Annotated in this window: 23 protein-coding genes and 1 pseudogene; 14 read left to right on the top strand and 10 right to left on the bottom strand. The window is 63.5% G+C overall.

The window, feature by feature from the left end; translation table 11 throughout:
• Positions 1 to 16: 16 nt before the first annotated feature.
• The 3 genes from hydA (at position 17) to HAQ05_RS28635 (ending at position 2,166) form a co-directional block, all read left to right on the top strand.
• Positions 17 to 1,453: a dihydropyrimidinase gene (hydA, locus tag HAQ05_RS10140; RefSeq protein WP_190420023.1), complete on the top strand. Its 1,437-nt coding sequence runs from the start codon at positions 17 to 19 to the stop codon at positions 1,451 to 1,453.
• An 80-nt stretch (positions 1,454 to 1,533) separates the two neighbouring features.
• Positions 1,534 to 1,893, top strand: a complete 360-nt coding sequence (locus tag HAQ05_RS28630; protein WP_238936496.1) for a hypothetical protein — start codon at positions 1,534 to 1,536, stop codon at positions 1,891 to 1,893.
• Between the two features lie 15 nt (positions 1,894 to 1,908).
• Complete coding sequence (locus HAQ05_RS28635) at positions 1,909 to 2,166, top strand: fumarylacetoacetate hydrolase family protein (RefSeq protein WP_338050186.1); 258 nt, start codon at positions 1,909 to 1,911, stop codon at positions 2,164 to 2,166.
• A gap of 67 nt (positions 2,167 to 2,233) precedes the next feature.
• On the opposite strand, the gene HAQ05_RS10150 is transcribed toward HAQ05_RS28635, so the two are convergent.
• From HAQ05_RS10150 to HAQ05_RS10155, 3 genes are read right to left on the bottom strand one after another with little or no spacing between them, the layout of a single operon-like run.
• Entirely contained in the window at positions 2,234 to 2,512 is a 279-nt protein-coding gene (locus HAQ05_RS10150; protein WP_190420025.1) for a PIN domain-containing protein, read from the bottom strand.
• The gene (locus tag HAQ05_RS29455) at positions 2,509 to 2,757 is read right to left on the bottom strand and encodes a FitA-like ribbon-helix-helix domain-containing protein (protein WP_420825766.1); all 249 of its coding nucleotides are present in this window, start codon (positions 2,755 to 2,757) and stop codon (positions 2,509 to 2,511) included. The genes HAQ05_RS10150 and HAQ05_RS29455 overlap by 4 nt, the downstream gene beginning before the upstream one ends.
• Positions 2,758 to 2,787: 30 nt before the next feature.
• On the bottom strand, positions 2,788 to 4,101 hold the full coding sequence (locus HAQ05_RS10155) for a mechanosensitive ion channel family protein (protein WP_190420027.1): 1,314 nt from the start codon (positions 4,099 to 4,101) through the stop codon (positions 2,788 to 2,790).
• A 241-nt stretch (positions 4,102 to 4,342) separates the two neighbouring features.
• Here HAQ05_RS10155 and HAQ05_RS10160 point away from each other — a divergent pair, with 241 nt between their 5' ends.
• From HAQ05_RS10160 to HAQ05_RS10170, 3 genes and pseudogenes are all read left to right on the top strand, one after another.
• Positions 4,343 to 6,754, top strand: a complete 2,412-nt coding sequence (locus HAQ05_RS10160) for a membrane-bound PQQ-dependent dehydrogenase, glucose/quinate/shikimate family (RefSeq protein WP_190420029.1) — start codon at positions 4,343 to 4,345, stop codon at positions 6,752 to 6,754.
• Positions 6,755 to 6,965: 211 nt separating this feature from the next.
• Positions 6,966 to 8,008, top strand: a pseudogene (locus HAQ05_RS10165) (zinc-binding metallopeptidase family protein).
• Between the two features lie 48 nt (positions 8,009 to 8,056).
• The gene (locus tag HAQ05_RS10170) at positions 8,057 to 8,461 is read left to right on the top strand and encodes a VOC family protein (RefSeq protein ID WP_190420031.1); all 405 of its coding nucleotides are present in this window, start codon (positions 8,057 to 8,059) and stop codon (positions 8,459 to 8,461) included.
• A gap of 18 nt (positions 8,462 to 8,479) precedes the next feature.
• On the opposite strand, the gene HAQ05_RS10175 is transcribed toward HAQ05_RS10170, so the two are convergent.
• From HAQ05_RS10175 to HAQ05_RS10185, 3 genes are all read right to left on the bottom strand, one after another.
• Positions 8,480 to 8,863, bottom strand: coding sequence for a J domain-containing protein (locus HAQ05_RS10175; protein ID WP_190420033.1), 384 nt, complete (start codon positions 8,861 to 8,863; stop codon positions 8,480 to 8,482).
• 127 nt (positions 8,864 to 8,990) lie between these two features.
• Positions 8,991 to 10,661, bottom strand: a complete 1,671-nt coding sequence (locus tag HAQ05_RS10180; RefSeq protein WP_190420035.1) for a bifunctional protein-serine/threonine kinase/phosphatase — start codon at positions 10,659 to 10,661, stop codon at positions 8,991 to 8,993.
• A gap of 1 nt (position 10,662) precedes the next feature.
• Positions 10,663 to 11,874 (bottom strand): nitrate/nitrite transporter, encoded by a 1,212-nt coding sequence (locus tag HAQ05_RS10185; protein ID WP_190420037.1) that lies wholly within the window; start codon positions 11,872 to 11,874, stop codon positions 10,663 to 10,665.
• 362 nt (positions 11,875 to 12,236) lie between these two features.
• On the opposite strand from HAQ05_RS10185, the gene HAQ05_RS10190 reads away from it, so the two are divergent.
• On the top strand, positions 12,237 to 13,256 hold the full coding sequence (locus HAQ05_RS10190) for a quinone-dependent dihydroorotate dehydrogenase (protein ID WP_190420039.1): 1,020 nt from the start codon (positions 12,237 to 12,239) through the stop codon (positions 13,254 to 13,256).
• Between the two features lie 133 nt (positions 13,257 to 13,389).
• On the opposite strand, the gene rmf is transcribed toward HAQ05_RS10190, so the two are convergent.
• On the bottom strand, positions 13,390 to 13,605 hold the full coding sequence (rmf, locus tag HAQ05_RS10195; RefSeq protein WP_190420041.1) for a ribosome modulation factor: 216 nt from the start codon (positions 13,603 to 13,605) through the stop codon (positions 13,390 to 13,392).
• A 479-nt stretch (positions 13,606 to 14,084) separates the two neighbouring features.
• Here rmf and rlmKL point away from each other — a divergent pair, with 479 nt between their 5' ends.
• Positions 14,085 to 16,304, top strand: a complete 2,220-nt coding sequence (rlmKL, locus tag HAQ05_RS10200) for a bifunctional 23S rRNA (guanine(2069)-N(7))-methyltransferase RlmK/23S rRNA (guanine(2445)-N(2))-methyltransferase RlmL (RefSeq protein ID WP_190420043.1) — start codon at positions 14,085 to 14,087, stop codon at positions 16,302 to 16,304.
• Positions 16,305 to 16,432: 128 nt separating this feature from the next.
• Positions 16,433 to 18,832 carry a sensor domain-containing diguanylate cyclase gene (locus HAQ05_RS10205; protein WP_190420045.1) on the top strand — a complete coding sequence of 800 codons (2,400 nt, stop codon included), beginning with the start codon at positions 16,433 to 16,435 and terminating at the stop codon, positions 18,830 to 18,832.
• 45 nt (positions 18,833 to 18,877) lie between these two features.
• Here the strand turns inward: HAQ05_RS10205 and HAQ05_RS10210 are convergent, their stop codons facing one another.
• Both HAQ05_RS10210 and HAQ05_RS10215 read right to left on the bottom strand, forming a co-directional pair.
• Positions 18,878 to 19,675, bottom strand: coding sequence for a hypothetical protein (locus HAQ05_RS10210; protein ID WP_190420047.1), 798 nt, complete (start codon positions 19,673 to 19,675; stop codon positions 18,878 to 18,880).
• Between the two features lie 175 nt (positions 19,676 to 19,850).
• A complete protein-coding gene (locus HAQ05_RS10215; RefSeq protein ID WP_190420049.1) occupies positions 19,851 to 20,807 on the bottom strand; it encodes an alpha/beta hydrolase in 957 nt (318 codons plus the stop codon).
• A 121-nt stretch (positions 20,808 to 20,928) separates the two neighbouring features.
• Between HAQ05_RS10215 and aroC the strand changes: the two genes are divergently transcribed.
• From aroC to mtnC, 5 genes are all read left to right on the top strand, one after another.
• Positions 20,929 to 22,020: a chorismate synthase gene (aroC, locus tag HAQ05_RS10220; RefSeq protein ID WP_190420051.1), complete on the top strand. Its 1,092-nt coding sequence runs from the start codon at positions 20,929 to 20,931 to the stop codon at positions 22,018 to 22,020.
• 5 nt (positions 22,021 to 22,025) lie between these two features.
• On the top strand, positions 22,026 to 23,195 hold the full coding sequence (locus tag HAQ05_RS10225) for an MFS transporter (protein ID WP_194718649.1): 1,170 nt from the start codon (positions 22,026 to 22,028) through the stop codon (positions 23,193 to 23,195).
• Positions 23,192 to 23,809 carry a methylthioribulose 1-phosphate dehydratase gene (locus tag HAQ05_RS10230; protein ID WP_190420053.1) on the top strand — a complete coding sequence of 206 codons (618 nt, stop codon included), beginning with the start codon at positions 23,192 to 23,194 and terminating at the stop codon, positions 23,807 to 23,809. Before HAQ05_RS10225 ends, HAQ05_RS10230 begins: the two co-directional genes overlap by 4 nt.
• Positions 23,810 to 23,874: 65 nt before the next feature.
• The gene (locus HAQ05_RS10235) at positions 23,875 to 24,420 is read left to right on the top strand and encodes a 1,2-dihydroxy-3-keto-5-methylthiopentene dioxygenase (protein WP_190420055.1); all 546 of its coding nucleotides are present in this window, start codon (positions 23,875 to 23,877) and stop codon (positions 24,418 to 24,420) included.
• A gap of 5 nt (positions 24,421 to 24,425) precedes the next feature.
• Positions 24,426 to 25,118 carry an acireductone synthase gene (mtnC, locus tag HAQ05_RS10240; protein WP_190420057.1) on the top strand — a complete coding sequence of 231 codons (693 nt, stop codon included), beginning with the start codon at positions 24,426 to 24,428 and terminating at the stop codon, positions 25,116 to 25,118.
• Here mtnC and HAQ05_RS10245 read toward each other — a convergent pair.
• Entirely contained in the window at positions 25,106 to 25,384 is a 279-nt protein-coding gene (locus HAQ05_RS10245) for a DUF3509 domain-containing protein (RefSeq protein WP_190420059.1), read from the bottom strand. The two genes, mtnC and HAQ05_RS10245, sit on opposite strands and share 13 nt — an antisense overlap.
• Positions 25,385 to 25,517 lie beyond the last annotated feature (133 nt).

Consider the following 25,517-nt stretch of genomic DNA (forward strand, 5'->3'; position numbering starts at 1 on the left):
CTTATATAGGTTTGATATGCCATCTTTCGACACGGTTATCCGTAAGGCCCGAGTGGTCACGGCTGCGGACACTTTCACTTGCGACATCGGGATTCTTGATGGACGCATTGTCTCCTTGGCGGCTGACCTGCCTCCTGGGCTAAAGGAAATTGATGCAGCCGGGCGCCATGTCACGCCGGGTGGGGTTGATAGCCACGTGCATCTCGACCAACCGACAGGCGATGGGTCAGTGATGGCTGATGACTTTTACAGCGGCACCGTTTCCGCTGCATGCGGTGGCACCACCACGGTGATTCCCTTCGCTTGTCAGCAGAAGGGTGAAAGCTTGCGTGCAGCAGTCGACGACTACCATCGGCGCGCCGGCGATAAGCCAGTAATCGATTATGCATTTCACCTCATCGTGACTGATCCGACCCCCGACGTCTTGCAAAGAGAGCTTCCGGCGCTGATAGCGCAGGGGTATACCTCCTTCAAAATCTACATGACCTACGACGCGTTGAAACTTGATGACCGGCAGATTCTGGAGGCCTTGTCTGTTGCACGTCGGGAAGGCGCCATGGTGATGCTCCACGCCGAGAATAGCGATTGCATTGCGTGGCTTACCGAACGTTTGATAGCAGCCGGGCTTACCGCTCCGCGCTATCACGCAAGCTCACGCCCCATGTTGATTGAACGTGAGGCCACTCATCGCGCCATCGCATTGGCAGAGTTGGTAGACGTACCCATTTTGATCGTCCATGTCTCTGGCCGTGAAGCAGTCGAGCAGATCCGTTGGGCACAAAGCAAAGGCCTCAAGGTGTTTGCGGAAACGTGTCCACAGTATTTGTTCCTGACCGCTGCTTCGCTGGGTTGCGATGACAGTTTTGACGGTGCGAAATGCATTTGCAGTCCACCACCTCGCGACCCGGCAAACCAGCAGGTCATTTGGAACGGCCTGGAGAACGGCTCGTTCGAGTTGTTTTCGTCGGACCACGCGCCGTTCCGTTACGAGGGACGAGACGGTAAAAAAGCCCATGGGGAAAGCCCGTCGTTCGAGCAGGTTGCCAACGGTATTCCTGGAATCGAAACGAGGATGCCGCTGCTGTGGTCTGAGGGCGTCCGCACCGGCCGGATAACCCCACAAAGCTTCGTCGCACTCACCTCCACTAATGCCGCGAAGATGTATGGCCTGTATCCACGCAAGGGCAGCATCGCCATTGGATCTGACGCCGACCTGGTCATCTGGAATGAGGGCGAGCCGGTTGTGATTACCAACGAGATGCTGCATCACAACGTTGACTATACCCCCTACGAGGGTATGGAGCTGAGTGCCTGGCCTGCGATAACGCTTTCGAGGGGGGAGGTCGTTTGGGATGGTGAAGCTAGAGGTATCCCGGGTCGTGGGAAGTTTTTAGCCTGTGAGCGGCCAGCTCCCGCTCAATCGCGTCGCCGTCAAGATGAGCTACCGCTATGAACCGGCGAGCCCAGGTGGCGGCAGCCCTTATACGTGCTTGGCGAGATGAGGTGTGCCAACCATTGGAAGAATACGGGCTGATGACCGAAACGGATGCATATTGGGTACAGCAAATAGTGGCTTCGGAACTGGGTTGGTATCCTGAAAGCGCCATGACCGCTTGGAAGCTAGGCGGCAGCCCAGGCAGTTTGGTCAGCGCAGCGCGTGTCCGTATTGAGGCGATTCATTCCTCTGGATGGCAAGTACCGGCAGGATATTGCAACCGCATCGGACTTGAAGCTGAGCTCATCGTGCGTCTTGGATTGGATCTCGACGAGCATGCCAGCCTGTGCGCCGCGCATGAAGCCGTTGAAACTTGGCACGTCGGTATTGAGCTGTGTGACACACGGTTTATCAATGGAGAGCGGGCTGATCCATTGCTCTGTGTGGCGGATCAGTAACTCAACCGCGCACTGATACTCGGGGCGCCGATCGAGCCGGCAGTAGACTGGTCAAGGCAAAGCGTTCAACTATGGCTGAACGGTCGGATTCAACGGTCGGGTATTGGGAGCGACCCGTTCACCGATCCTTTGAGATCGTTGCCATGGCTAGCACGGCATGCCGCCGGGCAAGGTAGGCCGTTAAAAGCTGGCGATCTGATCGCTACCGGGAGTTGGACGGGCCTCTTTTGGGCTCCGCCAAGTTCGAACCTCAAAGTGGATTTTGTCGGCTGAGGAGAAGTGTCGCTATCCACCTGATAGGCTGATGGGCCCCACCCAGGCGAGGACGTACCCCCTCGCATCATCCCGGCGACTCCAATCCATTGCAGTGAATGGCCTCGCTACAAAGGTAGCGAGTTTGAAGCCGAACCCTAGAAAAGACACTCAGCGTCGGTCGATCTAGGGTTTTCACTGCGAATGTGCTTTGCATCAGAACGACAACACCGAACATCATTTCTGCCACGGCCACACTGGAGATAAACAGCGTCTCTGCCTGTTGCTCATTGAGCCAGTCGAGCACCGTGGCCTCTGATTGAGGCCGCAGGGTTTCGCTGAGAACATTCGTGTTCAGGACAATCATTCGAACCTCATCGGTTCAGCAGGCGTCTTGTCCCGTGCCTGATTGATCGCGTCGACATCCTGGTCACTCAAATCGTCGACCCAACGGCGCCAGGGCCTCACCCAGCATAAGGCGTGAGTTTGGGCGAACAGCCTGGGCAAGGGTGTCTCTGACTTCTGCTTCTGTGCTGCGGCATGCTCCGCAGCACGTAGACGTAGGGCGCGATGCACATCGCCTGACAAATTCCGTACGGTTAGCGCTGCTATCGGTAGCCTACGCTGCTTTCAATGACCGCTTCATGTGCTGTCACTCCTGCAAGGGAGAGCTGACGAAGGGGGTGTGTCCAAGGCTGGGAGGCGCGCACCACTACCCATCAACCCGGCCCGCATATCCGCGCCACTGGGCTGCTGAAACACCCCAAGCCCGAACTCCGGCAGCACCGCCAGCAGGTAATCGAAGATATCGCTTTGAATGCGTTCGTACTCGGCCCACGCCGTGGTGCGGGTAAAGCAGTAGATTTCCAGCGGCACGCCCTGGGCGGTGCTTTCCATCTGGCGGACCATGCAGGTCATGTTCGGCTGGATGTCGGGGAGGCTTTTCAGGTAGGCGTGGGCATAGGCGCGAAAGGTACCCAGGTTGGTCATCCGGCGTTGGTTGGCGGCATGGGCGGCCACATTGCCCTGGGCTTGATTCCAAGCCTGGAGTTCGGCCTGCTTGCGTGCCACATAGTCGCTGACCAGGCGTATCTCGCCCAGCCGAGCCTGTTCTTCGGCGGTGAGAAAGCGCACGCCGCTGGCATCCAGGTACACGCTGCGCTTGATTCGCCTGCCGCCGGCTTGCTGCATGCCACGCCAGTTACGAAACGACTCGGACATCAAGCGCCAGGTAGGGATGGACACGATGGTTTTGTCGAAATTCTGCACCTTTACCGTGTTCAGGGTGATGTCTACCACGTCGCCGTCGGCACCGACCTGGGGCATTTCGATCCAGTCACCGACGCGCAGCATGTCGTTGCTGGTGAGCTGCACCCCGGCCACGAACGACAGCAGGGTGTCTTTATAGACCAGCAGAATCACTGCCGACATCGCGCCCAGGCCGGACAATAGCAACAACGGAGAGCGGTCGATCAAGGTGGCGACGATGATGATGCCGGTGAATACGTACAGCACCATTTTTGCCAGTTGCACATAGCCTTTGATCGAGCGTGTGCGGGCGTGCTCGGTGCGCGCATAAATGTCGAGCAGGGCGTTGAGCAACGCGCTCAGGGCCAGCGCCTGGAACAGGATGGTTACCGCTAGCGCCAGGTTAGCGAGAAAGTGCGCCAAGGCCGGGTTGAGTTCCGGCACCAGCCCCAGGCCGAACTGCACCACCAGCGACGGCACCATCTGCCCCAGCCGGTGGAAAACCTTGTTATGGCGCAGGTCATCTACCCACACCAGCGCCAATTGGTGCGACAGCAAACGCGCGAACCGCTGCAGTCCATAGCGCACCAGCCGCCCCGCGATCAGCGCCACCAGCAGCAGCATCGCCAGCCCCAGGGTGGACTGCAACCAGGGGTGGCGGTCCAACGTGCTCCAGAAGTCCTGAAGGTGCAGCCACAATGCCTGCATGGGAAGGCCTGCCAATGTGCTAAGAGGGCGGTATTAGAACCTAAGGTGGGGGTGCGCTGCCAAGGGGGTTTTTTACCGGATGTTAGCTAAGGGACCCAGAAGCGGTCGCCGGGCAGCGGCACCGAGCACCAGGGTTTAACTGAACTCAGTACGAAACGATCGACTCCATGTCACATACAGAGGGCGGCCCGATGGTTTTGTCGGCTGCCTCCCGCGTGATCACGCCAATGGGCCTTCAACCATGAACAATCGTCGCACGCCCCGAATAACCGGTATCGCCGTCGCATTGGCCGGCTTGCTATTTTTGGCAGGCGGGGTTTGGCTGTCGTGGTTGGGCGGCTCGCCGTACTACGCAGCAGCCGGCATCGGCTTGCTCGCCACCGGCATTGGGCTGGCCAAGGGGGCCCGTTGGTCGCTGTGGGTGTATGCGGCGGTATGGTTGGGCACCTTGCTATGGTCGTTTTACGAAGCGGGGCTGGATGTTTGGCAATTGGAGCCGCGCTTGATGTTGCCGACCTTGCTTGGCCTTTACCTGTTGCTACCCAGGGTGAGAAACCGGCTCTCTCCACCTGCCCCTGCCAGCAGGGTCTGGAATGTGGCGTCACCGGTATTGGCCGTGGCCCTGGTCGGCGGGCTGTTCTTCGCCCACTCATGGCCGCAACCCTCGCAACCCTCGCAACCCGTAGAGCCGGCAGCCGCGAGCCCGGTGGCGCAGGCCGATGGCAGCGACCAAAGCGGCAACGACTGGGCGTACTACGGGCGTACGCCTCGCGGCGAACGCTGGTCGCCGCTGGCGCAAATTACCCCGCAGAATGTTTCCAAACTCACGCCCGCCTGGGAGTACCGCACAGGCGATCTGCCTCGCAAAGGCGAGAACGTCGATGGCTATGAGTTCAACTTCGAAGTCACCCCGACCAAGGTCGGCGATACCCTTTACATCTGCACCCCGCATAGCCAGATCATCGCACTGGATGCGGTAAGCGGTGCGCAAAAATGGCGCTTCGATCCCAAGCCGGACACCCACAATAACGCCTACCTGGCCTGCAGGGGGGTGGCTTATTATCAGGCCCCAGCCCCCCGCGCGACCTGTACGCAGCGCATCATCGCACCGGTGGCGGATGCTCGCCTGGTGGCGCTGGATGCCGAAACGGGCAAGCCCTGCGAGGGCTTCGGCGAGCAGGGCTTCGTGTCACTTCGGGCCCACCTGGGTGAGGTACAGCCTGGGTTTCATTTCGTGACCTCGCCGCCATTGGTGGTGAACGATCGGGTGATCTTGGGCGGCTGGGTCTACGACGGGCAAAAGACACATGAGCCATCTGGGGCGGTGAGGGCGTTCGACCCGCTGACCGGCGAGATGGCCTGGGCGTGGGACGTTGGCCGACCGGATAGCCCGATCGCGCACCCCCGCGCGGATGAGCAGTTTACCCCTGGCACACCCAACGCCTGGGGTGTTTATACCGCCGACGTGGCGCGCGGCTTGGTCTACCTGCCCACGGGCAATGCGGTACCTGACTATTATGGTGCGCAGCGCCGGCCATTCGATGAGCAGTATTCCAGCGCCACAGTGGCGCTGGACATCGAAACCGGGCGGCCCCGCTGGAGTTTTCAAACGGTGCACCACGACCTGTGGGATATGGACGTTCCGATCGGCCCGTCGCTGGTCGACCTTCCCGGCCCAGGCGGCAGTACCCTCCCAGCGCTGGTGCAAACGACCAAGCGCGGCGAGCTGTTCGTACTCAACCGTGAAACCGGCCAGCCCATCAGCGCGGTCGAAGAAAAGCCCGCACCACAAGGCGGGTTGGCTGAAGAGCGGGTGGCGAAGACGCAGCCTTATTCGGTCGGCATGCCGTCGTTTGCGCCGCCGCAAGTGACTGAGCAAGACACCTGGGGGATCACCCCGCTAGACCAAATGCTCTGCCGCATCGAATACAAAAGCATGGACTATAAAGGTGCATTCACGCCCTTCACGGTGGAGAAAAAAACCTTGGTTTATCCGGCGTTCGACGGGGTCATCGATTGGCACGGGGCGTCGGTGGACCCAGAGCATAAACGGCTTTATGCCAATTTAAGTTATATCCCGTTCGTGGCCCAGACCTACGCGCGCGCCACCGCGGAACAAAAAGGCTTGGTAGAACCCTGGGACGGTAACGGCACACCGCCGCGGCCGAAAAAGTTTGCGATCAACCCCCAATACGGCACCCCCTACGTGGTAAAGGTCGACCCTTGGCTAGGCATTTTCGGTGCACCCTGCAAGGCCCCGCCGTGGGGCCAACTGGCGGCGGTAGACCTGGTTAAGCGCACGCTATTGTGGAAGCACGACGTCGGCACCACCCGCGACATGGCGCCGTTCGGCCTGCATACCAACCTGCCGCTGCCCACTGGTATCTTCAACATCGGCGGCAATATCGTTACCCGTTCCGGGCTGATTTTCATGGGTGCCACCGCAGACGACTACCTACGTGCGTTTGACGCAGGCACCGGCGCCGAACTGTGGCGGGTGCGCCTGCCCGCCGGTGGCCAGGCCACGCCGATGACCTATATGGGCAACGACGGCCGCCAGTACGTGGTGATCGCTGCCGGCGGGCACGGTGGCCTGCAAACTCGCGCGGGCGATTACCTGGAGGCGTTTGCCTTGCCGAGGGCCGGTGGATAGCAGTTGGCCGGCCCTGGTACAGCCGGGGAGGCCATAGCAATGCAGGGCCGTATCGAGCGTGCCCAGGTGATATCGCGCACGTTGGCGCGCGAACGGGGGCTAGCGGGCAAGCGGCGACCACTCGCCCGGCCAAAGATAAAGGCACCGGCAACATTGTGCAGTCGACTTTCGAGTTACCCCACTGGAACGGGAAACACGCGCGGAAAACGATCTGGAAATACTCACGCAATTGCTTTGCGCGCAGGGGCTGGGCAGCGAGGAGGGCAGCGTTCGCCAACTGTGCCAAGGGTACCTGGGCAAGTGGTGCGACGACGTATGGGCCGACCAGGCCGGTAACCTGGTGGGCGTATTACGGGCACCTGCCACAGGGGGCGCTACGCAACGGCCCGAGGCGATATTGGTGATGGCCCATCTGGATGAGGTGGCCATGAGCGTCAAGCGTGTCGAGGCAGATGGCACCTTGAAGGTCATCGCCTTGGGCGGCGTAAACCCTGTGAATTTCGGCATGTGCCCGGTGGATATCCTCGGCGCTCAGGCGACCTTGCCCGGGGTGCTCTCGTTCGGCACCATGCATGCGACGGCCGAATCCCCGCAAGGGGCCGATGTGCAACGCGGCGACGTTACCTGGGGCGACGTTCACATGGTCACACGCCGCAGCGCGCCCGAGCTGAAGGCCGCCGGGGTTCGCCCGGGCACCCGTGTGGTATTGAGCCGGCACTGGCGTAAACCCTTTGAGTTAGCCGATGCGCTGGCCGCGCACTTCATGGACGACCGCGCGCCCCTGCTGGCGACCCTGCGGGCCGCCGAGGCGCTGGCGGGCGAGCGCGGGGCGTTGCGCCAGGATGTTTATTTCGCGTTCAGCACCAGGGAAGAAGAAAGCAACGCCGGTGCCTTGTTCGCCGCCCGCCACCTGCCCTGCAGCACGGCGATTGCAATCGAAGTGGGGCCGGTGGCGGCGGAATACGGCACCCGGCTGGAGGTGAATCCTATCATCGTAGCGGCTGACGAAAAGGGGCCATACTCTCGGTCAGTCACCGATGCCTTGATCGGGGCGGGCGAGCGCTCAGGCTATACCCCTCAGGTCGCTTTGCTGGTGGACTTTGCCTCGGACGCATCGGCCATACTCGCCAGCGGCGTGATCGGCCGGGCGGGTTGCTTGGCTATCCCCACCGAGAACACCCACGGTTTCGAGAAGTCCTGCGTGATGGCATCAGCGCCTGTGCCCAGGTGCTGGCCACGTACTTGCGGGGGTGAACTGAAGGGCGCTGAAGGCCAACGTTACAACCACGAAGAGGACAGCACATGTACAGCCATATTCAAGTGGGTGCACACGACCTCCCCAGCATGGTCGCCTTCTACGACGCGGTGCTCACCCGCCTGGGCCTGGTGCGTATGCCCGACGAAGACGATAGCGGCCCGCCGGGCGCCGGCTGGCACTGCCCTGGCAAGCGTTGGCCGCAATTCTTCGTACAACTGCCCTTCAATGGTTTGCCGGCCACGTGCGGTAACGGCACCCAGGTCAGCTTTATGGCTCTTTCTCCGGCCCACGTGCGGGCAGCGTGGGAAACAGCGCTGGCCATGGGCGGCAGCGATGAAGGCGCGCCGGGGTTGCGGCCGCACTACTCGCCAGACTACTACGGCGCGTACTGCCGCGACCCGGAAGGTAATAAGCTGTGCTTTGTCCATGCGAACGACCTGGAGCCCTGACACCGGCGTTGCTGTTATTCAGCGCGGCGGCCGCAACCCCGCTGGTAATTCCATCGCCAACACCACCCCCAAGGCAAACGCCAGCACCAGCAAAATAACGATCCAAACCCACCCCGTGCGGTGTTGCGCGGCCACCGGTTGTGGCGCTGCCGGCTTGGGCAAGGGCGCTCTGCGGCCCGGCTGTGCCCGGATCCACGCATCATGCCGGGCTTTTTCCCGCGGGTCGCTGAGCACCGCATAAGCCTCGTTGACCAGGCGCAACACCTTCGCCGCGCTTTCGTTGCCGGGGTGCTTATCGGGGTGGTACTTCTGCACCAATGCCTTATAGGCGGCGCGGATCACTTCCGGTGGCGCGTTCGGCGTTATTTTCAGGTTGTCGTAGTGGGTATGCACGTCGCGCATCGCTGCTGTTCTCATTGTGCCGGGCCCCAAGGGTGCACGCAGGGCAAACAGCGTATCGGCCTTGTTACAAGAACCTTGAACAGGTGGGCGATCGGGCCCTGGCGCGCTCGTCCGAGGCTCGGGTAGCTTAGCCTTTGAGCCAGGCGAGCAAGGCCACTACATTCACCAGCAACGACAACAAAGCCACGCTGCGCCAAACCTTTACCGGTTCGCGTTCCAGCAGTGGCCGCGGGCGCAGTACCTGGGGGCTACGGTCTGCGTGCTCCAGGGCCAACAGGGCGTGCTCGGCGGTTTCGAAGCGCAGCGCGGCGTCTGGGGCTACTGCACGCAGCAACCAGGCTTCCAGCCAACCGGGAAGGTCTGGCCGGTAGCGGCCCGGCGCGGTGGGCTGGCCGAAGCGCGGGCGTTGGAACGCCTCGATTTCGCCGTGGGGCAAGTGCCCGGTGAGGGCCAGGTACAGGGTGACACCGGCGGCATACAGGTCATGCCCGGCGTTAGGGGCCTCGCCGGTGTAGGCTTGCGGCGCGATATAGTTGGGTGTGCCGGCCACCTCGCCTGCCGGCACGCTGCTCAAGCCCGGGCAATAGGCCAGGCCGAAGTCCAGCAAGCGATAGTGATCGCCGCCTGACCACCAGAGGTTTTGCGGCTTGATGTCGCGGTGCACGATGTTACGCCGGTGCAATTGGCCCAAGGCCTTGAGCAGTTCCATGGCCAACCCCAGCCACGCAGGCAACGACAACGGCCCTTCGCTGTGCAGGCGTTGAGCGAGGCTGGCACCGGGGTACTCGCGCATGGCGTAGTACAGGTACTGGCGTGGCCCGGCCGGGTACAGTTCGGGAAAGTAGCGGCCGGCCACGCGGCGCAAGAACCACTCTTCGAGCAACAACGCGTGCTGGGCCTGGGCGTCGTCGCGCCCATGCACCGGCAAGGTCTTGAGCAGCCAGGCTTGGCCTTGGCTATCGTGGGCGCGGTAGAGCAACGCCTGCTGGCTTTCGTTAAGGCGCGCCTGAATATGAAAGCCTTCAAACACCTGCCCGGGTTTGAGCGCCGGTGGTGGCGGGTACTGCTGTAGGTGCGCGAGGGTATCGCGCAGCGCCGCTGCCCCCACGCGAACCACCTGCACCACCAGGGCACTGGCGTTGTCCTGGCTGCGGGCCAATTGCGCCTGGGCCACCAGGGCGTCAGCGGCGGCTTGCGGGGCAGGGTACTCGCGCAGGGCATTGGCGATTTCGCCGTCCTTCAGGCTCGCCCACACCCCGTCGCTGAGCAGTACGAAGCAATCACCCTCGGCCAACTCGCCCTCGTGGTAATCGACCACCAGGTGTTGGTCCAAGCCCAGCGCGCGCTTGAGTACGTGCTGCATGCCGGGTTGGCTCCACACGTGGTCTTCGCTAAGGCGCTGCAACTGTTGCCGGCGCCAGCGGTACACGCGGCAATCGCCCACATGGGCGAGGGTGAAGCGGTTACCGCGCAGTACCACGGCGCTGAGCGTGGTCAGCAATGGCTGGCCGCCGCCGTTGGCCCGCAGCCAATGGTTTTGCGCAATCAGCAAGCGGTCCAGCGATTGCGCTACCGGCCAGGTTTCCGGGGTGGTGTAGTAATCCATCGCCACCGCCTGCAGCGAGGCCCGCGCGGCCAGCCCGCCGTCGGCGCACTGGCTCACGCCATCGGCAATGGCGAACAAATAGCCCTTGCTTGCCGCCAGTGCCGGCGCAGGGGTTACCCCGCGCAGGGCATCTTGGTTTTCCGGCCGCGGGCCGGCGGCGCTGGCCTGGCCGAACGCCAGGCTTAGGCTCATCTCACACCCGTGCCGCGGTTACGGCCGCTGCGCCCCAGGTGGCGCGCCAGCGGCGCTTGACGCTGTGCAGGCCGAACCAGGCCAGCACTGCCAGGCAGGCAAAGCCCCACAGTGCCAAGTGGTAGTCGCCGGTTTGCTGCTTGATCGCGCCCAAGCCCGACACCAGCAAAAAGCCACCGACACCGCCGGCCATGCCGATCAGCCCGGTCATTACGCCGATCTCCTGGCGAAAGCGTTGGGGCACCAGTTGAAACACCGCGCCGTTACCGGCGCCCAAGCCCAGCATCGCCACCACGAACAGCGCCAGCGCCACTAGCGAGCTGGGCACGTTGAAGCCCACCGCGGCGATGCACAAGGCCGCCACGGTGTACATCGCCAGCAACGCACGGATGCCGCCAAAACGGTCGGCAAGGGCGCCGCCGAGCGGGCGCATCATGCTACCGCCGAACACGCAGGCGGCGGTGTAGTAGCCGGCAGTCACCGGGTTGAGCGCATATTGGTCATGGAAGTAGCCGGGCAAGGCGCTGGCCAAGCCCATGAAGCCGCCGAACGTGATGCTATAGAAGAACATGAACCACCAGCTGTCTTTGTTACCCAGCGCCTTGAGGTAATCGGCGAGTTTTTTCGGCTGCGCCCGGGTGGGGGCGTTGCGTGCCAGCAGGGCGAATAGAACCAGGGTAACCAGCAATGGTATAAGCGCCCAACCGAACACGTTATTCCAGCCATAGGCCGCCGCCAGTGCCGGGGCGAACAGCGCCGCGAACACGGTGCCGCTGTTGCCGGCGCCGGCGATGCCCATGGCCTTGCCTTGGTGCTCGGCCGGGTACCACTGTGAAGCCAACGGCAACGATACGGCGAACGAGGCGCCGGCCACGCCCAGGGCGACGCCCAGCAGCAACGCTTGTTCAAGGGTATGCACGCCCAGTTGCCAGGCCACCAGCAGCGACACGATCACGATGCTTTGGCCCAGTAGCCCGGCGGCCTTGGGCGAGTAGCGGTCAGCCAGCCAACCCATCACCACCCTCAGTAAGGCGCCGGCAAGCAGCGGTGTGGCCACCAGCAGCGAGCGTTGTTGAGTGGTCAGTTGCAAGTCAGTGGCGATTTGCACGGCCAGTGGGCCCAACAGGTACCAGACCATGAACGACAGGTCGAAATACAAAAACGCGCAGAACAACGTGGGGGCATGCCCGGCTTTCCAGAAACTCGTTTGCATCGAACACCTCGGCGGCGGTCTCGAACCGCGATTTAGGAGCCTGAAACAAAAAAAGGCGCCGCTCCCGGTCCCGCTTTCGCAGGGGGGAACGACGCCTTCGTCGGGGGGAGAAGGCCGCCTTTGGCCACCTCCCGAATGTGTTGCAAGTTCCCTAGCAAGAGCCGGGCCAATGGCCATGGCGGCGCTGCCAGCGCCGTGTGGCGAGGTTTTGCGCCGCGTGGCCAGCGCCGGGCTGCGCCAAGCGGGTGCGCAACGGCGCAGGGGCGCGCCCAGACGGCGCACGGTCAATGTGGCAGGTGCCCAGCGGCCGGCTTGCGGCTATACTCGGCGCCTTCTGAAGACCTCGTGAGCGTCGCCCGCCCATGTACGACCTGGCCCGCCAGTTGCTGTTCAAGCTTTCCCCGGAAACCTCCCACGACCTTTCGCTGGACCTGCTTGGCGCCGGTGGCCGCTTGGGCCTGAATGCGCTGTTGGCCAAGGCCCCGGTGCCCCTGCCGGTCACGCTGATGGGCCTTGAATTCGCCAACCCGGTGGGGCTGGCCGCGGGCCTTGATAAGAACGGCGCGGCCATCGATGGCCTGGCGCAGTTGGGGTTCGGTTTCATCGAAGTAGGCACGGTGACGCCGCGACCACAACCGGGCAACCCGAAGCCGCGGCTGTTCCGCCTGCCGCAGGCACAAGCGATCATCAACCGCATGGGCTTCAACAACCTGGGCGTCGACCACCTGCTCGAGCGGGTGCGTGCCGCCCGCTACCGGGGCGTGCTGGGCATCAATATCGGCAAGAACTTCGATACCCCGGTGGAGCGCGCGGTCGACGATTACCTGATCGGCCTGGCGAAAGTGTATGAGCTGGCCAGCTACGTGGCGGTGAATGTCAGCTCACCGAACACCCCGGGCTTGCGTAGCCTGCAATTCGGCGACTCGCTCAAGCAATTGCTGCTGGCCCTGGCCGAGCGCCGCGAGGCGTTGGCGGCCGAATATCGCCGGCGGGTGCCGTTGGCGATCAAGATCGCCCCGGACATGAGCGACGAAGAAACCGCGCAAGTGGCCCAAGCGCTGCTGGACACCGGGATGGACGCGGTGATCGCCACCAACACCACCCTCAGCCGCCAGGGCGTCGAAGGGTTGGCCCATGCTGATGAAGCCGGCGGGTTGTCCGGCGCGCCGGTGCGCGAGAAGAGCACCCATACCGTGCGCGTGCTGGCCCAGGCGCTGGGCGGCAAACTGCCGATCATTGCCGCCGGCGGTATTACCGAGGGTGCCCACGCTGCGCAAAAGATCGCCGCCGGGGCGAGCCTGGTGCAAGTGTATTCCGGGTTCATCTACAGGGGGCCGGCGCTGATCCGCGAAGCGGTCGATGCATTGAGGGCCGTGCGTTAAGGCCTGTGCGTTGGTTGAAGGGGCCTGCGAAACAGGCCCCGGGTGCGTGGCAGGCGACCTTGCCTTGCCACTAACCCGCCGCCCGGATGAGGCGGGCTAGGTCAAACGGTTGAGTGGAATGGTACGTCGGTACTCAGCCGACCGCGTGAAGCTCGTTGAGCCGGTGGATGCCTGCGGTGCCGGTCATGCCGTCCCATTGGTCGCTGCGCCCCTCACGCCAACCATTAATCCAGGCCTGGCGAACTGCTGGCAGGGTAAATGGGCACAGTTCGCGGGATTTACCGCTAACACCGTGCTGGTATCCTTTACTGAAAGCTCGTTCCAACGGATCACGCTTGAGTCTTCTCATAGGGTTTAGCCCTCATTGTTGACTGAATGTCCCGTCGGCCTCCGGGAGGCCGGGCAGAATCGTTCTACCGGTGATACAGGGCCCACTGCCGGCGTCGCGGGCCACATAGCGCCCCTTGATGGCAGCGCTAGGGCCAAGTTCTAAACAATGGTTGCTGCCGTGGGAATGATCGTTTTGTCATAACCCAGTCCTAGTTAGCATGAAGCACCATAAGTAAAAGTGTGTTTCAGAGGTTGCAAAAGCTGTAATGCCTTGGTGCCGGGCGCTGTATTGCGGTTGCAAGCCATTCGCTATTGCGTCGGCCGGCGGAGGTGCCGGGCCAGAATATCGACGAAGGGTCGCAGGTTTTTTACCGTTGCGGCCAGTTCGCTGCCTACCTTGCGTAGGTGGCATGGCACCTGATGTGCCACCGTGGCGCTGCGGGAACAGCACCAGTAACCCGGGCCGGCGCATGCCGTGCGGCCCCGAGAGGTCACCCGATGTCCGAAATGCATGAGCTGTTTTTAACCTGCCCCAAAGGCTTGGAAGGCTTGCTCGCCGATGAGGCCGGCGTGCTGGGCCTGGCCGAGGTGCGCCAATCGACCTCGGCGATTCGTGGCCGAGCCAGCCTGGAAACCGCCTACCGCTTGTGCCTATGGTCGCGCCTGGCCAACCGGGTGCTGCTGGTGGTGTCGCGGTTCGCCATGGGCAACGCCGATGAACTCTACCAAGGGGTGCATGCCGTTGACTGGGCCGACCATCTGGCACCGAGCGGCACCCTGGCGGTGGAATTCAGCGGGCACGGTTCGGGCATCGATAACACTCATTTCGGTGCCTTGAAGGTCAAGGATGCCATCGTCGACCGCCTACGCAGCGCCAGCGGCGAGCGCCCCAGCATCGACAAACTCAACCCCGACCTGCGCGTGCACCTGCGCCTGGACCGTGGCCAGGCGGTGCTATCGCTCGACCTTTCCGGGCACAGCCTGCACCAGCGTGGTTACCGCCTGCAGCAAGGCGCCGCGCCGCTCAAGGAAAACCTCGCCGCGGCGATCCTGGTCCGCGCCGGCTGGCCGCGGATCGCCGCCGAAGGCGGGGCGCTGGCCGACCCCATGTGCGGTGTGGGCACCTTTTTGATCGAGGCGGCAATGATGGCCGCCGACATTGCGCCGAACCTGGCCCGTGAGCGCTGGGGCTTCAGCGCCTGGCTGGGCCATGTGCCGGCCTTGTGGCGCAAGCTGCACAGTGAGGCGCAGCAGCGCGCCGAGGCCGGCTTAACGCGGCCGCCGTTGTGGATTCGCGGCTACGAGGCCGACCCGCGGCTGATCCAACCGGCACGCAATAACATCGAGCGCGCGGGCCTCAGTGCCTGGGTCAAGGTGTACCAGGGTGAGGTGGCCACTTTTGAACCGCGCCCGGACCAAAACCAGAAAGGCCTGGTGGTGTGCAACCCCCCCTATGGCCAGCGCCTGGGTGACGAGGCCAGCTTGCTGTACCTCTACCAAAACCTGGGTGAGCGCTTGCGCCAAGGCTGCCTGAACTGGCAAGCCGCCGTGTTCACCGCGGCGCCGGACTTGGGTAAACGCATGGGCATCCGCAGCCATAAGCAGTACGCCTTCTGGAACGGCGCACTGGCCTGCAAGCTGTTGCTGATCGACGTGGTGCCCACACAGTTCGTGACCGGCGAGCGCACCGAACGCAGCCATGCCCATGAGCACAGCGACACCGGCCAGGGCACCGCTGGCGAGCACCCGCCGGCCCCAGCACCGGCAGCCCCCGCGCGGTTGTCCGAGGGCGGGCAGATGTTCTACAACCGCTTGCAGAAGAACCACCGGCAGTTGGCCAAATGGGCACGCCGCGAGCAGGTGGAATGTTACCGGGTGTACGACGCCGATATGCCCGAATACGCGGTCGCCGTCGACCTGTACCGCTACTGGGTTCATGTGCAGGAATACGCAGCGCCCCGTTCGATTGACCCAGAAAAAGCCCAGGCGCGGCTGTTCGATGCCTTGGCGGCGATTCCCCAGGCACTGGGGGTAGACCCGCGCCATGTGGTGGTCAAGCGGCGAGAGCGCCAGGGCGGCACCCGCCAGTACGAGCGCCAGGGGCGCGAGGGGCGGTTCTTGGAGGTCAGTGAGGGCGGTGTGCGCTTGCTGGTGAACCTGGGCGATTACCTCGACACCGGGCTGTTCCTCGACCATCGGCCGCTGCGCCTGCGCTTGCAACAAGAAGCGGCCGGCAAGCGTTTTCTCAACCTGTTTTGCTACACCGGCACGGCGACCGTGCACGCCGCCAAGGGCGGCGCGCGCAGCAGCACCAGCGTTGACCTGTCGCATACGTACCTGGATTGGGCGCGGCGTAACCTATCGCTCAACGGGTTTTCCGACAAACACCGGCTTGAGCAGGGCGATGGGCTGGCCTGGCTGGAAGAAAACCGCGAAACGTTCGACCTGATTTTTGTCGACCCGCCGACATTTTCCAATTCCAAACGCATGGAAGGGGTGTTCGACGTGCAACGCGACCATGTTCGGTTGATCGACCTGGCCATGGCGCGCTTGGCTGAAGGTGGTGTGCTGTATTTCTCGAACAATTTCAGGCGCTTCGTGCTCGATGCCTCGCTGCTGCAGCGTTACCAGGTCGAAGAAATCAGCGCCAGTACCCGGCCAATGGACTTCGCCCGTAACGATAAGATCCACCGCGCTTGGCGCATCACGGCCCGTTGACCGCCCGCGCCACCTGGCCTTTTGTCTGAGGCCTGGCGCGGCAGGCTGTTCAAGCTAATGGCGAATAGCTATAACAGAGCGCGTGGCCAGCGTGCTTCTACGCACGCCGATATCGTTGGGTAATACCTATGGGGTTGGCCGCGCGCCCGAAAATTCTTGGTTTGATCAGTGAGGGGGCCTCGGCCTGGCTGGTGGCCTGTGTGGGGTTGGCCTGTGGTGCCTTGGTCACCGCCAGCCTTACGCTGGGCTTGCAACGGCTGGCTGAACAGCAACTGCGCCAGCGTTTCGAATTGCTCGCCAGCGAGCGCTACAGCCGGCTTTACGAGCGGTTCGCCGAACAGCTCCAGTGCCTGGACACCCTGCGGCGTTATTTCGCTTATTCCGAGGGCGTGACGCGCAGCGCATTCAACGGCTTTGCCGCGCCTCTGCTGCAGCGTACCCAGAGCTATAGCTGGTTGCCGCGTGTCAGCGACGCCGAGCGCGCCGCTTTCGAGCAATATGCCCAGGCCAGCGGGGCGCCAGGGTATGTGATTCGCGAGCGGGTCGGCGAGCAATGGGTGCCGGCGGCACACCGGCCGGAATATTACCCGGTGTTGTACATCCGCGCCCATAGCCATTTGCAATTGCCGCTGGGCTTCGATTCGCTCAGCGAGCCCCTGCCCGGCGTGACGTTGCGCAAGGCGTTGGCCCAGGGCCGGTTGGCCGGTTCTGCCCCGTTGGAGCTGATCGGCGTCGACCCCGGGTTTTCCCGTGGCATGTTGTTGGCGGCCCCTGTGTACGGCTATGCAGAGGAGGCCGGGCGGGCGGGACAGGTGCCGTTGGGTTTCCTGACGGCCGCGATCAGCATTCGCCAGTTGATGACCGATGGTTTACCCAAGCCCGGCGAAGACAACCTGCGCGTGGCGATAAGCGATGTCACCGACCCGGCAGGGCCCATCCCATTCTATGGCGCGGTGGAGCCGCCGCCGGAGCATGCCTTGCGCGACTTGCGCCCGCTGCACCTGGCCGACCGCGTGTACGAACTGCAAACCTTGCCCAGCGAGGTGTTCCTGCGGGCCAACCGCAGTTCACTAGTGCCGGTGGTGGCGTTGCTGGGCAGCACCCTTAGCTTGCTGCTGGCCGGGTTGCTTTACAACTTGGTTAGCCAGCGCCAGCGCGCGCTGCAACTGGTGGCGCGCCGTACCTTGGAGCTCAGTGCCAGCGAACAGCGCTTGCGCAATACCCATGGGCAACTGCGCAGCGTACTCGACGCGGCCACCGAAGTGGCGATCATTGCCACCGACCTGGGCGGCCTGATCACCACCTTCAACGCCGGTGCCGAGCGCATGCTTGGCTACCACAGCGAGCAAGTGATCGGGCGGCTGAACCTGGGCGACCTGCACGTGCACCATGAACTGCGCGAGCGCGTGCGGCAGCGGGCCGAGCAACTGGGCGAGGTGATCCCGCCCAGCCGCGCGATGCTCGCCGACAGCCTTGCAGGTGGGCAGCCTCACGCCCAGCAGTGGAGCCTGGTGCGGCGCAACGGCACGCGTTTGACGGTGAACATGCTGGTCACCGCCGTGCGCGATGGCAACGGTAATGCGGTCGGCCACCTGGCGGTGTGTATCGATATCACCGAAAGCCGGCGTGTGCACGAAGCCCTGGCAGCCCGCGACCGCTTGCTGGAAAAACTCAGCGCCGAGGTGCCCGGCGGTATCTATCAGTTCCGTTTGCGGGCTGATGGGCGCAGCGCGTTTACCTATGCGAGCCGCGGAATGCTGGATATCTACGAGCTACCGCTGACCCAACTGCTGGCCGATGCCGACCCGGTGTTCGAACGCATTCACCCCGATGACCTGGAAGGGGTGCGTGCCGCGATCCGGGCCTCGGCTATCGAACTGCGGCGCTGGCGCCAAGAGTACCGTGTATGCCTGCCCCGGCAGGGCCTGCGCTGGGTACGTGGCGAAGCCACGCCCGAGTCGGTGGCCGATGGCGCCGTGGTATGGCATGGCTACTTGAGCGACATCACCGACCTGAAACGGGTCGAGGAAGAACTGCGCGCGTTGTCCGTGACCGATGCCCTGACCGGCATCTACAACCGGCGTTACTTCCAAGAGCGGCTCACCACTGAGCTTGCCCGCGCCGAGCGTGACCAACTGCCGCTGGCGGTGATCATGCTCGACATCGACTATTTCAAGCGCATCAATGACCAACTGGGCCACGCCATGGGCGATACGGTACTGCAGGCGCTGTGCCGGCGCATCGGCCAGCGGCTGCGGCGTACCGACGTGTTTTGCCGCCTGGGTGGTGAGGAATTCATGATCCTCTGCCCAGGCAGCGACACCACCCAGGCGTTGAAGCTCGCCGAGGAACTGCTGCAAGCGCTGCGCGAACAGCCGGTGGAAGGGTTGGGCGTGGTCACCGCCAGCTTCGGCGTGGCCGCCTGGCGTGCGGGCGAAGGGGCCGACGCCTTGCTGCTGCGGGCCGACGCCGGAGTGTACGCGGCCAAGCAGGCCGGGCGAAACCGGGTACAGCCGGAGTTGCCATAACGCCACGGCCGGGCCGCTCGCGGCCTTACGCGCCGGCCACCGCATTTATCGATGCGTGGCCATCCAGATCAGCAACCCCGCCTGGAACACGGCGAACGCAATCAGGCACACGATGGTAAAACGCAGGCTACCGTCTTCGCGGCGGTATTTGGCGATGTGTTCGTCGCGCTTGCGTAAGGTGTTTTCCAACTCCTGGATATGCTGGTCGCCCGCTTGCAGCAAGGTGGCCGCGTCGAGGATGTCCACCGGCTGGACTTTCTCGGTGTTCCACTGGGGCAGCAGTTGGTTCACCTTAAGCTCGCGATAGCGGCCTTTGAGGTGCTGTGGGTCGGCGTATTCCACATCGAAGCCGTGCACGCGCAGCACGTGGTCGCGGCGCAGGCGGGTGTTTTCGACGATAGCGTCGCGGTTGGGCAGTTCCTGGCCCTCGATCCGATAGTGCGGCCAGCGTTTTTGCAACCAGCCGGCGGCTTGGGCAAGCAGGTAGCGGCCCAGGCCCCGGTTGGCCGGTTCCATGTTCAGGGTGGCCGGTTCGCTCCAAGCCACTTGTTGTTCGTGGTCTACCCACACATCCAGGCGGTTCTGCTCTTTGCGCACGTGCTGGCCTGGCACTTGCACCTCCATGCGCAACAGGCTGTATTGCGGCCCGTGGCGCTCGGCATGGGCGGCCTGCATGAAACGCAGCGGCCGCGGCCCACTGATGCGGTCGCTGGGCAGGGCAAGCAGGCGCAGCAGTTGGAAGTGTTCGGGCAGCACATCGCCCCATGGCAGCACCCGGCCCGGCGCCGGTTCGGCAGCGGGGCTTTCTGTGGCTGGGGCTTTATCTACAGGGGTGTCGGTCATCGCGGCGTCCTCATCACTGGAGGATGTATCGGCCGTTGTTACAAAACCTGTAGTCACTGAGGGCGCTTCAGCGGTTCGCCCACGCGGCGACGCGTGAATATCGTCGCGCGGCAACGCTGCCCGGCAGCACAAAGGGCACCGTCAAAAGGGTGCAGTCAATTGCCGAAGCACCCCATCAAGTGTGGGCCTTGATAAACGCCACCACACTGGCAGGCAATTCACCGGCCAGGGGCAGGTCTGGCTGGTTGTATGAGGCCAATTGGGCTTTGAGGTCCATCGGTACGATGCGCAACACGTGGTTCATGCCCGCGATCAACTGCAGTTGCGCATCGGGCTTGGCTGCGCTCAAGGCGCGGGCATCGGCCACGCTCACCTGGATGTCGTTGCGCCCTTGAACGATCAACGCCGGCATGCGCAAAGCGGCGAAGGCGCGGGCGGGGTCTTGGTGGAACAGGGAAATCAAATAGGGTTGCACGCTGGGCCGGAACACCACCTGCAGCGGCTCTGGCACATCAGAGGCCTGGCGCCCAGCCTTGAGCGCTTCGATCAACGCCAGGCTGCGGGCGAATAGCGGCGGTGGCAGGCGCTCGCGTAATTGCTCGGTGAGTACCTGGTCGATCGGCCGCCCGCTGCCCGCCACGCTGACCACCGCCTGGGCCGGTATTTGCGGGGCGGCTAGGCTGGCGATCAGCGCCCCCTCGCTGTGGCCGAGCAGTACCAGGGGGCCGAAGCGGGGGTCGGCCTTGAGCCGCTGCGCCCACGCCACGGCGTCGGCCACGTAGCCCTCCACGCTCAGTTGGCGTTCGTCGGGTGCCAGCGGGCGGCCGCTGGCCACCCCGCGTTTGTCGTAGCGCACGCTGGCGATGCCTTGGCGGGCCAGGGCCCAGGCCAGGCGCTTGAGGCTGTCGGTGCGCCCACCGTCGGTATTGTTGCCGTCGCGGTCGGTGGGCCCGGAGCCCGCCAGTATCAACACCACCGGCACGGGCTGGCCGGTTTGTGGCAGCAGCAAGGTGCCGTGCAGCGCCCCGCCGGGCACGTCGAGGTCGATGGGGTGTTGCAGAATGGGCGTGGGGGCTGCCTGGGCAGAGCAGCACAGGCACAGCAGCAGTGAGGCGATCAGGCGTAACATCATTGGGCCATGGCAGCGGGTTAGCGGTTGGACTGGGCACGCCGGCGATGGTTCGCCGGCGCGCAACAATCTGTATACTAACCGACCGTTTTACCCAGGCAGTCTGATTTCGCGGAGCGCTCGCATGTCCGGTAATACCTTTGGCAAGCTGTTCACCGTCACCACCGCCGGCGAAAGCCATGGCCCGGCGCTGGTCGCCATCGTGGACGGTTGCCCGCCGGGCCTTGAGCTGTCGCTGCGAGACCTGCAACGCGACCTCGACCGGCGCAAGCCCGGTACCAGCCGCCACACCACCCAGCGCCAAGAAGCCGACGAAGTCGAAATCCTCTCCGGGGTGTTCGAGGGGCGCACCACCGGCACCCCGATCGGCCTGCTGGTGCGCAACACCGACCAGAAGTCCAAGGACTATTCCGCCATCAAAGATGTGTTTCGCCCCGCCCATGCCGATTACACCTATCACCATAAGTACGGCGTGCGCGACTACCGCGGCGGCGGCCGCAGCTCTGCGCGCGAAACCGCCATGCGCGTGGCGGCTGGCGCCATCGCCAAGAAGTACCTGGCAACCCTGGGCATTCAGGTGCGCGGCTACATGAGCCAACTTGGGCCTATCGCCATACCGTTCAAAAGCTGGGAGGCGGTGGAGCAGAATGCGTTCTTCAGCCCAGACCCGGCCAAGGTGCCCGAGCTTGAGGCGTACATGGACCAACTGCGGCGTGACCAGGATTCGGTCGGCGCGAAGATTACCGTGGTCGCCGAAGGGGTGATGCCAGGCCTGGGTGAGCCGATCTTCGACCGCCTCGACGCCGAATTGGCCCATGCCCTGATGAGCATCAATGCGGTCAAGGGCGTGGAGATCGGTGCCGGTTTCGCCAGCATTGCCCAGCGCGGCAGCGAGCACCGTGACCCGCTGACCCCCGAGGGCTTCGCCAGCAACAATGCCGGCGGCATTCTAGGCGGTATCTCCTCCGGCCAGCCGATCGTTGCCCACCTGGCGCTCAAGCCTACCTCCAGCATCACGGTGCCGGGCGCCAGCGTCGACGTGAACGGCCAGGCGGTGGATATGGTGACCAAGGGCCGCCACGACCCCTGCGTGGGTATCCGTGCTACCCCCATCGCCGAGGCGATGATGGCCATTGTGCTGCTCGACCACCTGCTGCGCCACCGCGGGCAGAACGCTGGGGTACAGGTGAGCACGCCGGTATTGGGCCAGCGTTGAGGGGCCTGCCGCCCGCCGAGCAGCTTGGTGTGGTGGTGCCCTACTGGCGGCTGTCGGGGTTTTACTTTTTCTATTTCGCCCTGTTGGGGGCCACCGCGCCGTACCTGGCGGCCTGGTTCGCCCACCTGGGGTTTGCCAGTGCGCGCATTGGCGAGTTGGTGGCCATCCCGATGCTGATGCGCTGCGTGGCACCGCACCTATGGGGGTGGTTGGCCGACCGCAGCGGCCAGCCCCTGGCCATCGTGCGTTTGGGCACCTTGTGTACGCTGGCAGCGTTCAGCCTGATCTTCATCGACCATCGCTATGCCTGGCTGGCCTTGGTCATGGCACTGCACGCTTTTTTTTGGCATGCGGTGCTGCCGCAATTCGAAGCCATTACCCTGGCCCACTTGCGCGCGCAGCCGGCCCGTTACGGGCAGGTGCGGCTATGGGGCTCGGTGGGGTTCATCGCCGCGGTGGTCGCCCTGGGCCGCGCCTTCGAATGGGCCGGGCTCGATGCCTACCCCTACACCGTGGTGGCGATCATGGCGGGCATCTTGCTCGCCAGCCTGTGGGTACCGCCACCCCCACACCTGGCACCCACGGCCAACCTGGCCGAAGCAGGCTTCTGGCAACGCTTGCGGCGCAGGCCCGTGCTGGCGTTTTATGGGTGCGTGGCGCTGATGCAGTTCAGCCACGGGCCTTATTACACTTTCCTAACCATCCACTTGGAGCAGTTAGGTTACAGCCGCGCCGCCATCGGCCTGTTGTGGGCGGTTGGGGTGGTGGCCGAGGTGCTGATGTTCATGGTTATGGGCCGTGTACTGGGGCGGTGGTCTGTACGGCGGGTGTTGGCGGCCAGTTTCGCCCTGGCAGCGCTGCGCTGGCTGCTGCTGGGCAGCGCTGCAGGGGTGTGGCCGGTGTTATTACTGGCGCAACTGCTGCACGCGGCGACCTTTGGCAGTTTTCATGCCGCGGCCATTGGGTTTGTGCAACGCACTTTTGGCCTGCACCACCAAGGCCAGGGCCAGGCGCTGTATGCGGCGTTGGCCGGCACTGGCGGTGCATTGGGCGCACTGTACGCAGGCTACGCTTGGGCACCCCTGGGGCCGCTGGCCACCTTTGCCCTCGCCGGCGTGGCAGCGGGCGCGGCAGCGGTTATCATCGCCACTTTGATGAAAGAGGAAACCCCATGAACCCGGACCGCGACACCCTGGCCCAGCAGATTATCGACGCCGGGCGCTTTCTGTACGGCCGTGGCTGGTCGCCGGCCACCAGCAGCAATTATTCGGCGCGCCTCTCGCCCAGTGAAGCGCTACTCACGGCTTCAGGCAAACATAAGGGGCAGTTGGGCCCCGGCGACGTGCTGGCCACCGACATGGCCGGCAACAGCTTGGAACCGGGCAAGCGGCCGTCGGCCGAAACCCTGCTGCACACCCAGCTTTACCGCTGGGACCCGCGCATCCATGCCGTGCTGCACACCCATTCGGTCAATGCCACGGTGCTCTCGCGCCTGGCGGCCAGCGACCGGTTGGTGTTCCAGGATTACGAACTGCAAAAGGCCTTCAGCGGTATCACCACCCATGAAAGCACGCTGGTGGTGCCGATTTTCGACAACGATCAGGATATTGCCCGCCTGGCCAGTAAAGTCCAGCCCTGGCTGGCCGAGCACCCCGACTGCGTGGGGTACCTGATTCGTGGCCATGGGCTGTACACCTGGGGGGCGGCGATGAGCGATGCATTGCGCCAGGTCGAGGCGTTCGAGTTCCTCTTCGAATGTGAATTGAAAACCCGCGCCGCTGGCCGCTGATCTGCCCACAACAGCTGGCCCGTAATAACTGCCTGCAACAACTGCTTGCGACAAAGAGGTACACCATGAGCCGCCTGACCGTTTACCACGAAAGCAGCCCGGCGCTGCCAAACAAAGTACTGACCCACATTGAAGACATCGCCGCCACCCTGGCCGAGCATGGGGTGCGTTTCGAGCGCTGGCAGGCCAACGCGCCCATTACCCCCGGTGCCAGCCAGGACGAGGTGATCGCTGCCTACCAGGGGCAAATCCAGCGTTTGATGAACGAATGTGGTTACCTCACCGTCGATGTGATCAGCCTGAATGCCGACCACCCGCAAAAGGCCGAGCTGCGCGAGAAGTTTCTCGACGAACACCGCCATGGCGAAGACGAAGTGCGCTTTTTCGTGGCGGGCCGTGGGCTGTTCACGCTGCACCTGGGCGACTACGTGTATGCGGTGCTGTGCGAAAAGAACGACCTGATTTCCGTCCCGGCCGGCACCCCGCACTGGTTCGACATGGGCGAGCACCCGCATTTTGTAGCCATACGCTTATTCAACAATGCCGAAGGCTGGGTGGCGCGGTTCACCGGCGAAAGCATCGCCCGCCGTTTCCCACTGCTGGAGGACTGACCCCCATGGCCATTACCACTATTCTGACTGACATCGAAGGTACCACCAGCGCGGTAAGCTTCGTATACGACGTGTTGTTTCCCTTCGCCCGGGAGCGTCTACCGGCCTATGTGCGCGCCCATGCTCAGCAGCCCGAGGTGGCTGCGCAATTGGCCGCCGTGCGCCAGGCCAGCGGCGAGCCGGATGCAGACGTAGAACGGGTGATCCAAATTTTGCTCGGCTGGCTTGCCGAGGATCGCAAAGCCACCCCGCTCAAGGCCCTGCAAGGTAGGGTGTGGGCCGAAGGCTACCAGGCCGGCACGCTCAAGGGCCACGTGTACCCCGACGCGGTGGCCGCGTTGCGCCAATGGCATGCAGCCGGTTACCGCCTGTACGTGTACTCATCAGGCTCAGTGCAAGCGCAACAATTGATTTTCGGCTACAGCGAAGCAGGTGACCTTACCCCGTTGTTCTCGGGCTATTTCGATACCACCTCGGGGGGCAAGCGCGAGCCTGCGTCATACACGGCGATCGCTACGGCGATTAACGTGCCGGCGGGGCAAGTGCTGTTTTTATCTGATGTGGTCGAAGAACTGAACGCAGCCCAGCAGGCCGGGATGGCGACCTGTGGGCTGGCCAGGGCAGGCGGGGAGCTGCAGGGGCATTTAACGGTCGGCGGTTTTTACGCGATCGAGCCCCGGCTGTTTCAAACGGAATGATAAGTCGGCAGGGCGAAGCGGTTCTGGCTTTGCAGTTGGTGAATGTCGGGCAGTTGGCTTGCTTCACCAGCCAAATCACGGCGGATGGCGCTGATCACCCACGACAACTGTTCAGGGGTATTGAGTTGTGCATAAGAAATTGAGCGGCGCGTGGTATTGCCGTCGGCGCCCTTGAGGGTCAGCAGCACGGCACCGTCTGGGCGGGGCAGGGCAGTGACTTGATATTCGGAAAAGAGGCTGGCGAATTTTTCTTGCAGGAAGTTCATGTCGGCTCCTCAACTGGTGCTTGGCAGATACACGAGAGAAGGTTGCAGCGAGCGTGCCAACTGATGAAAAAATAAAATCATCTATAAAAACAAGGGGTTGAGAACTGTGGTGGTTTGTAGGCTTCGTGCATAT

It is taken from the genome of Pseudomonas typographi, assembly GCF_014694385.1.
GTDB classification, from domain to species: domain Bacteria; phylum Pseudomonadota; class Gammaproteobacteria; order Pseudomonadales; family Pseudomonadaceae; genus Aquipseudomonas; species Aquipseudomonas typographi.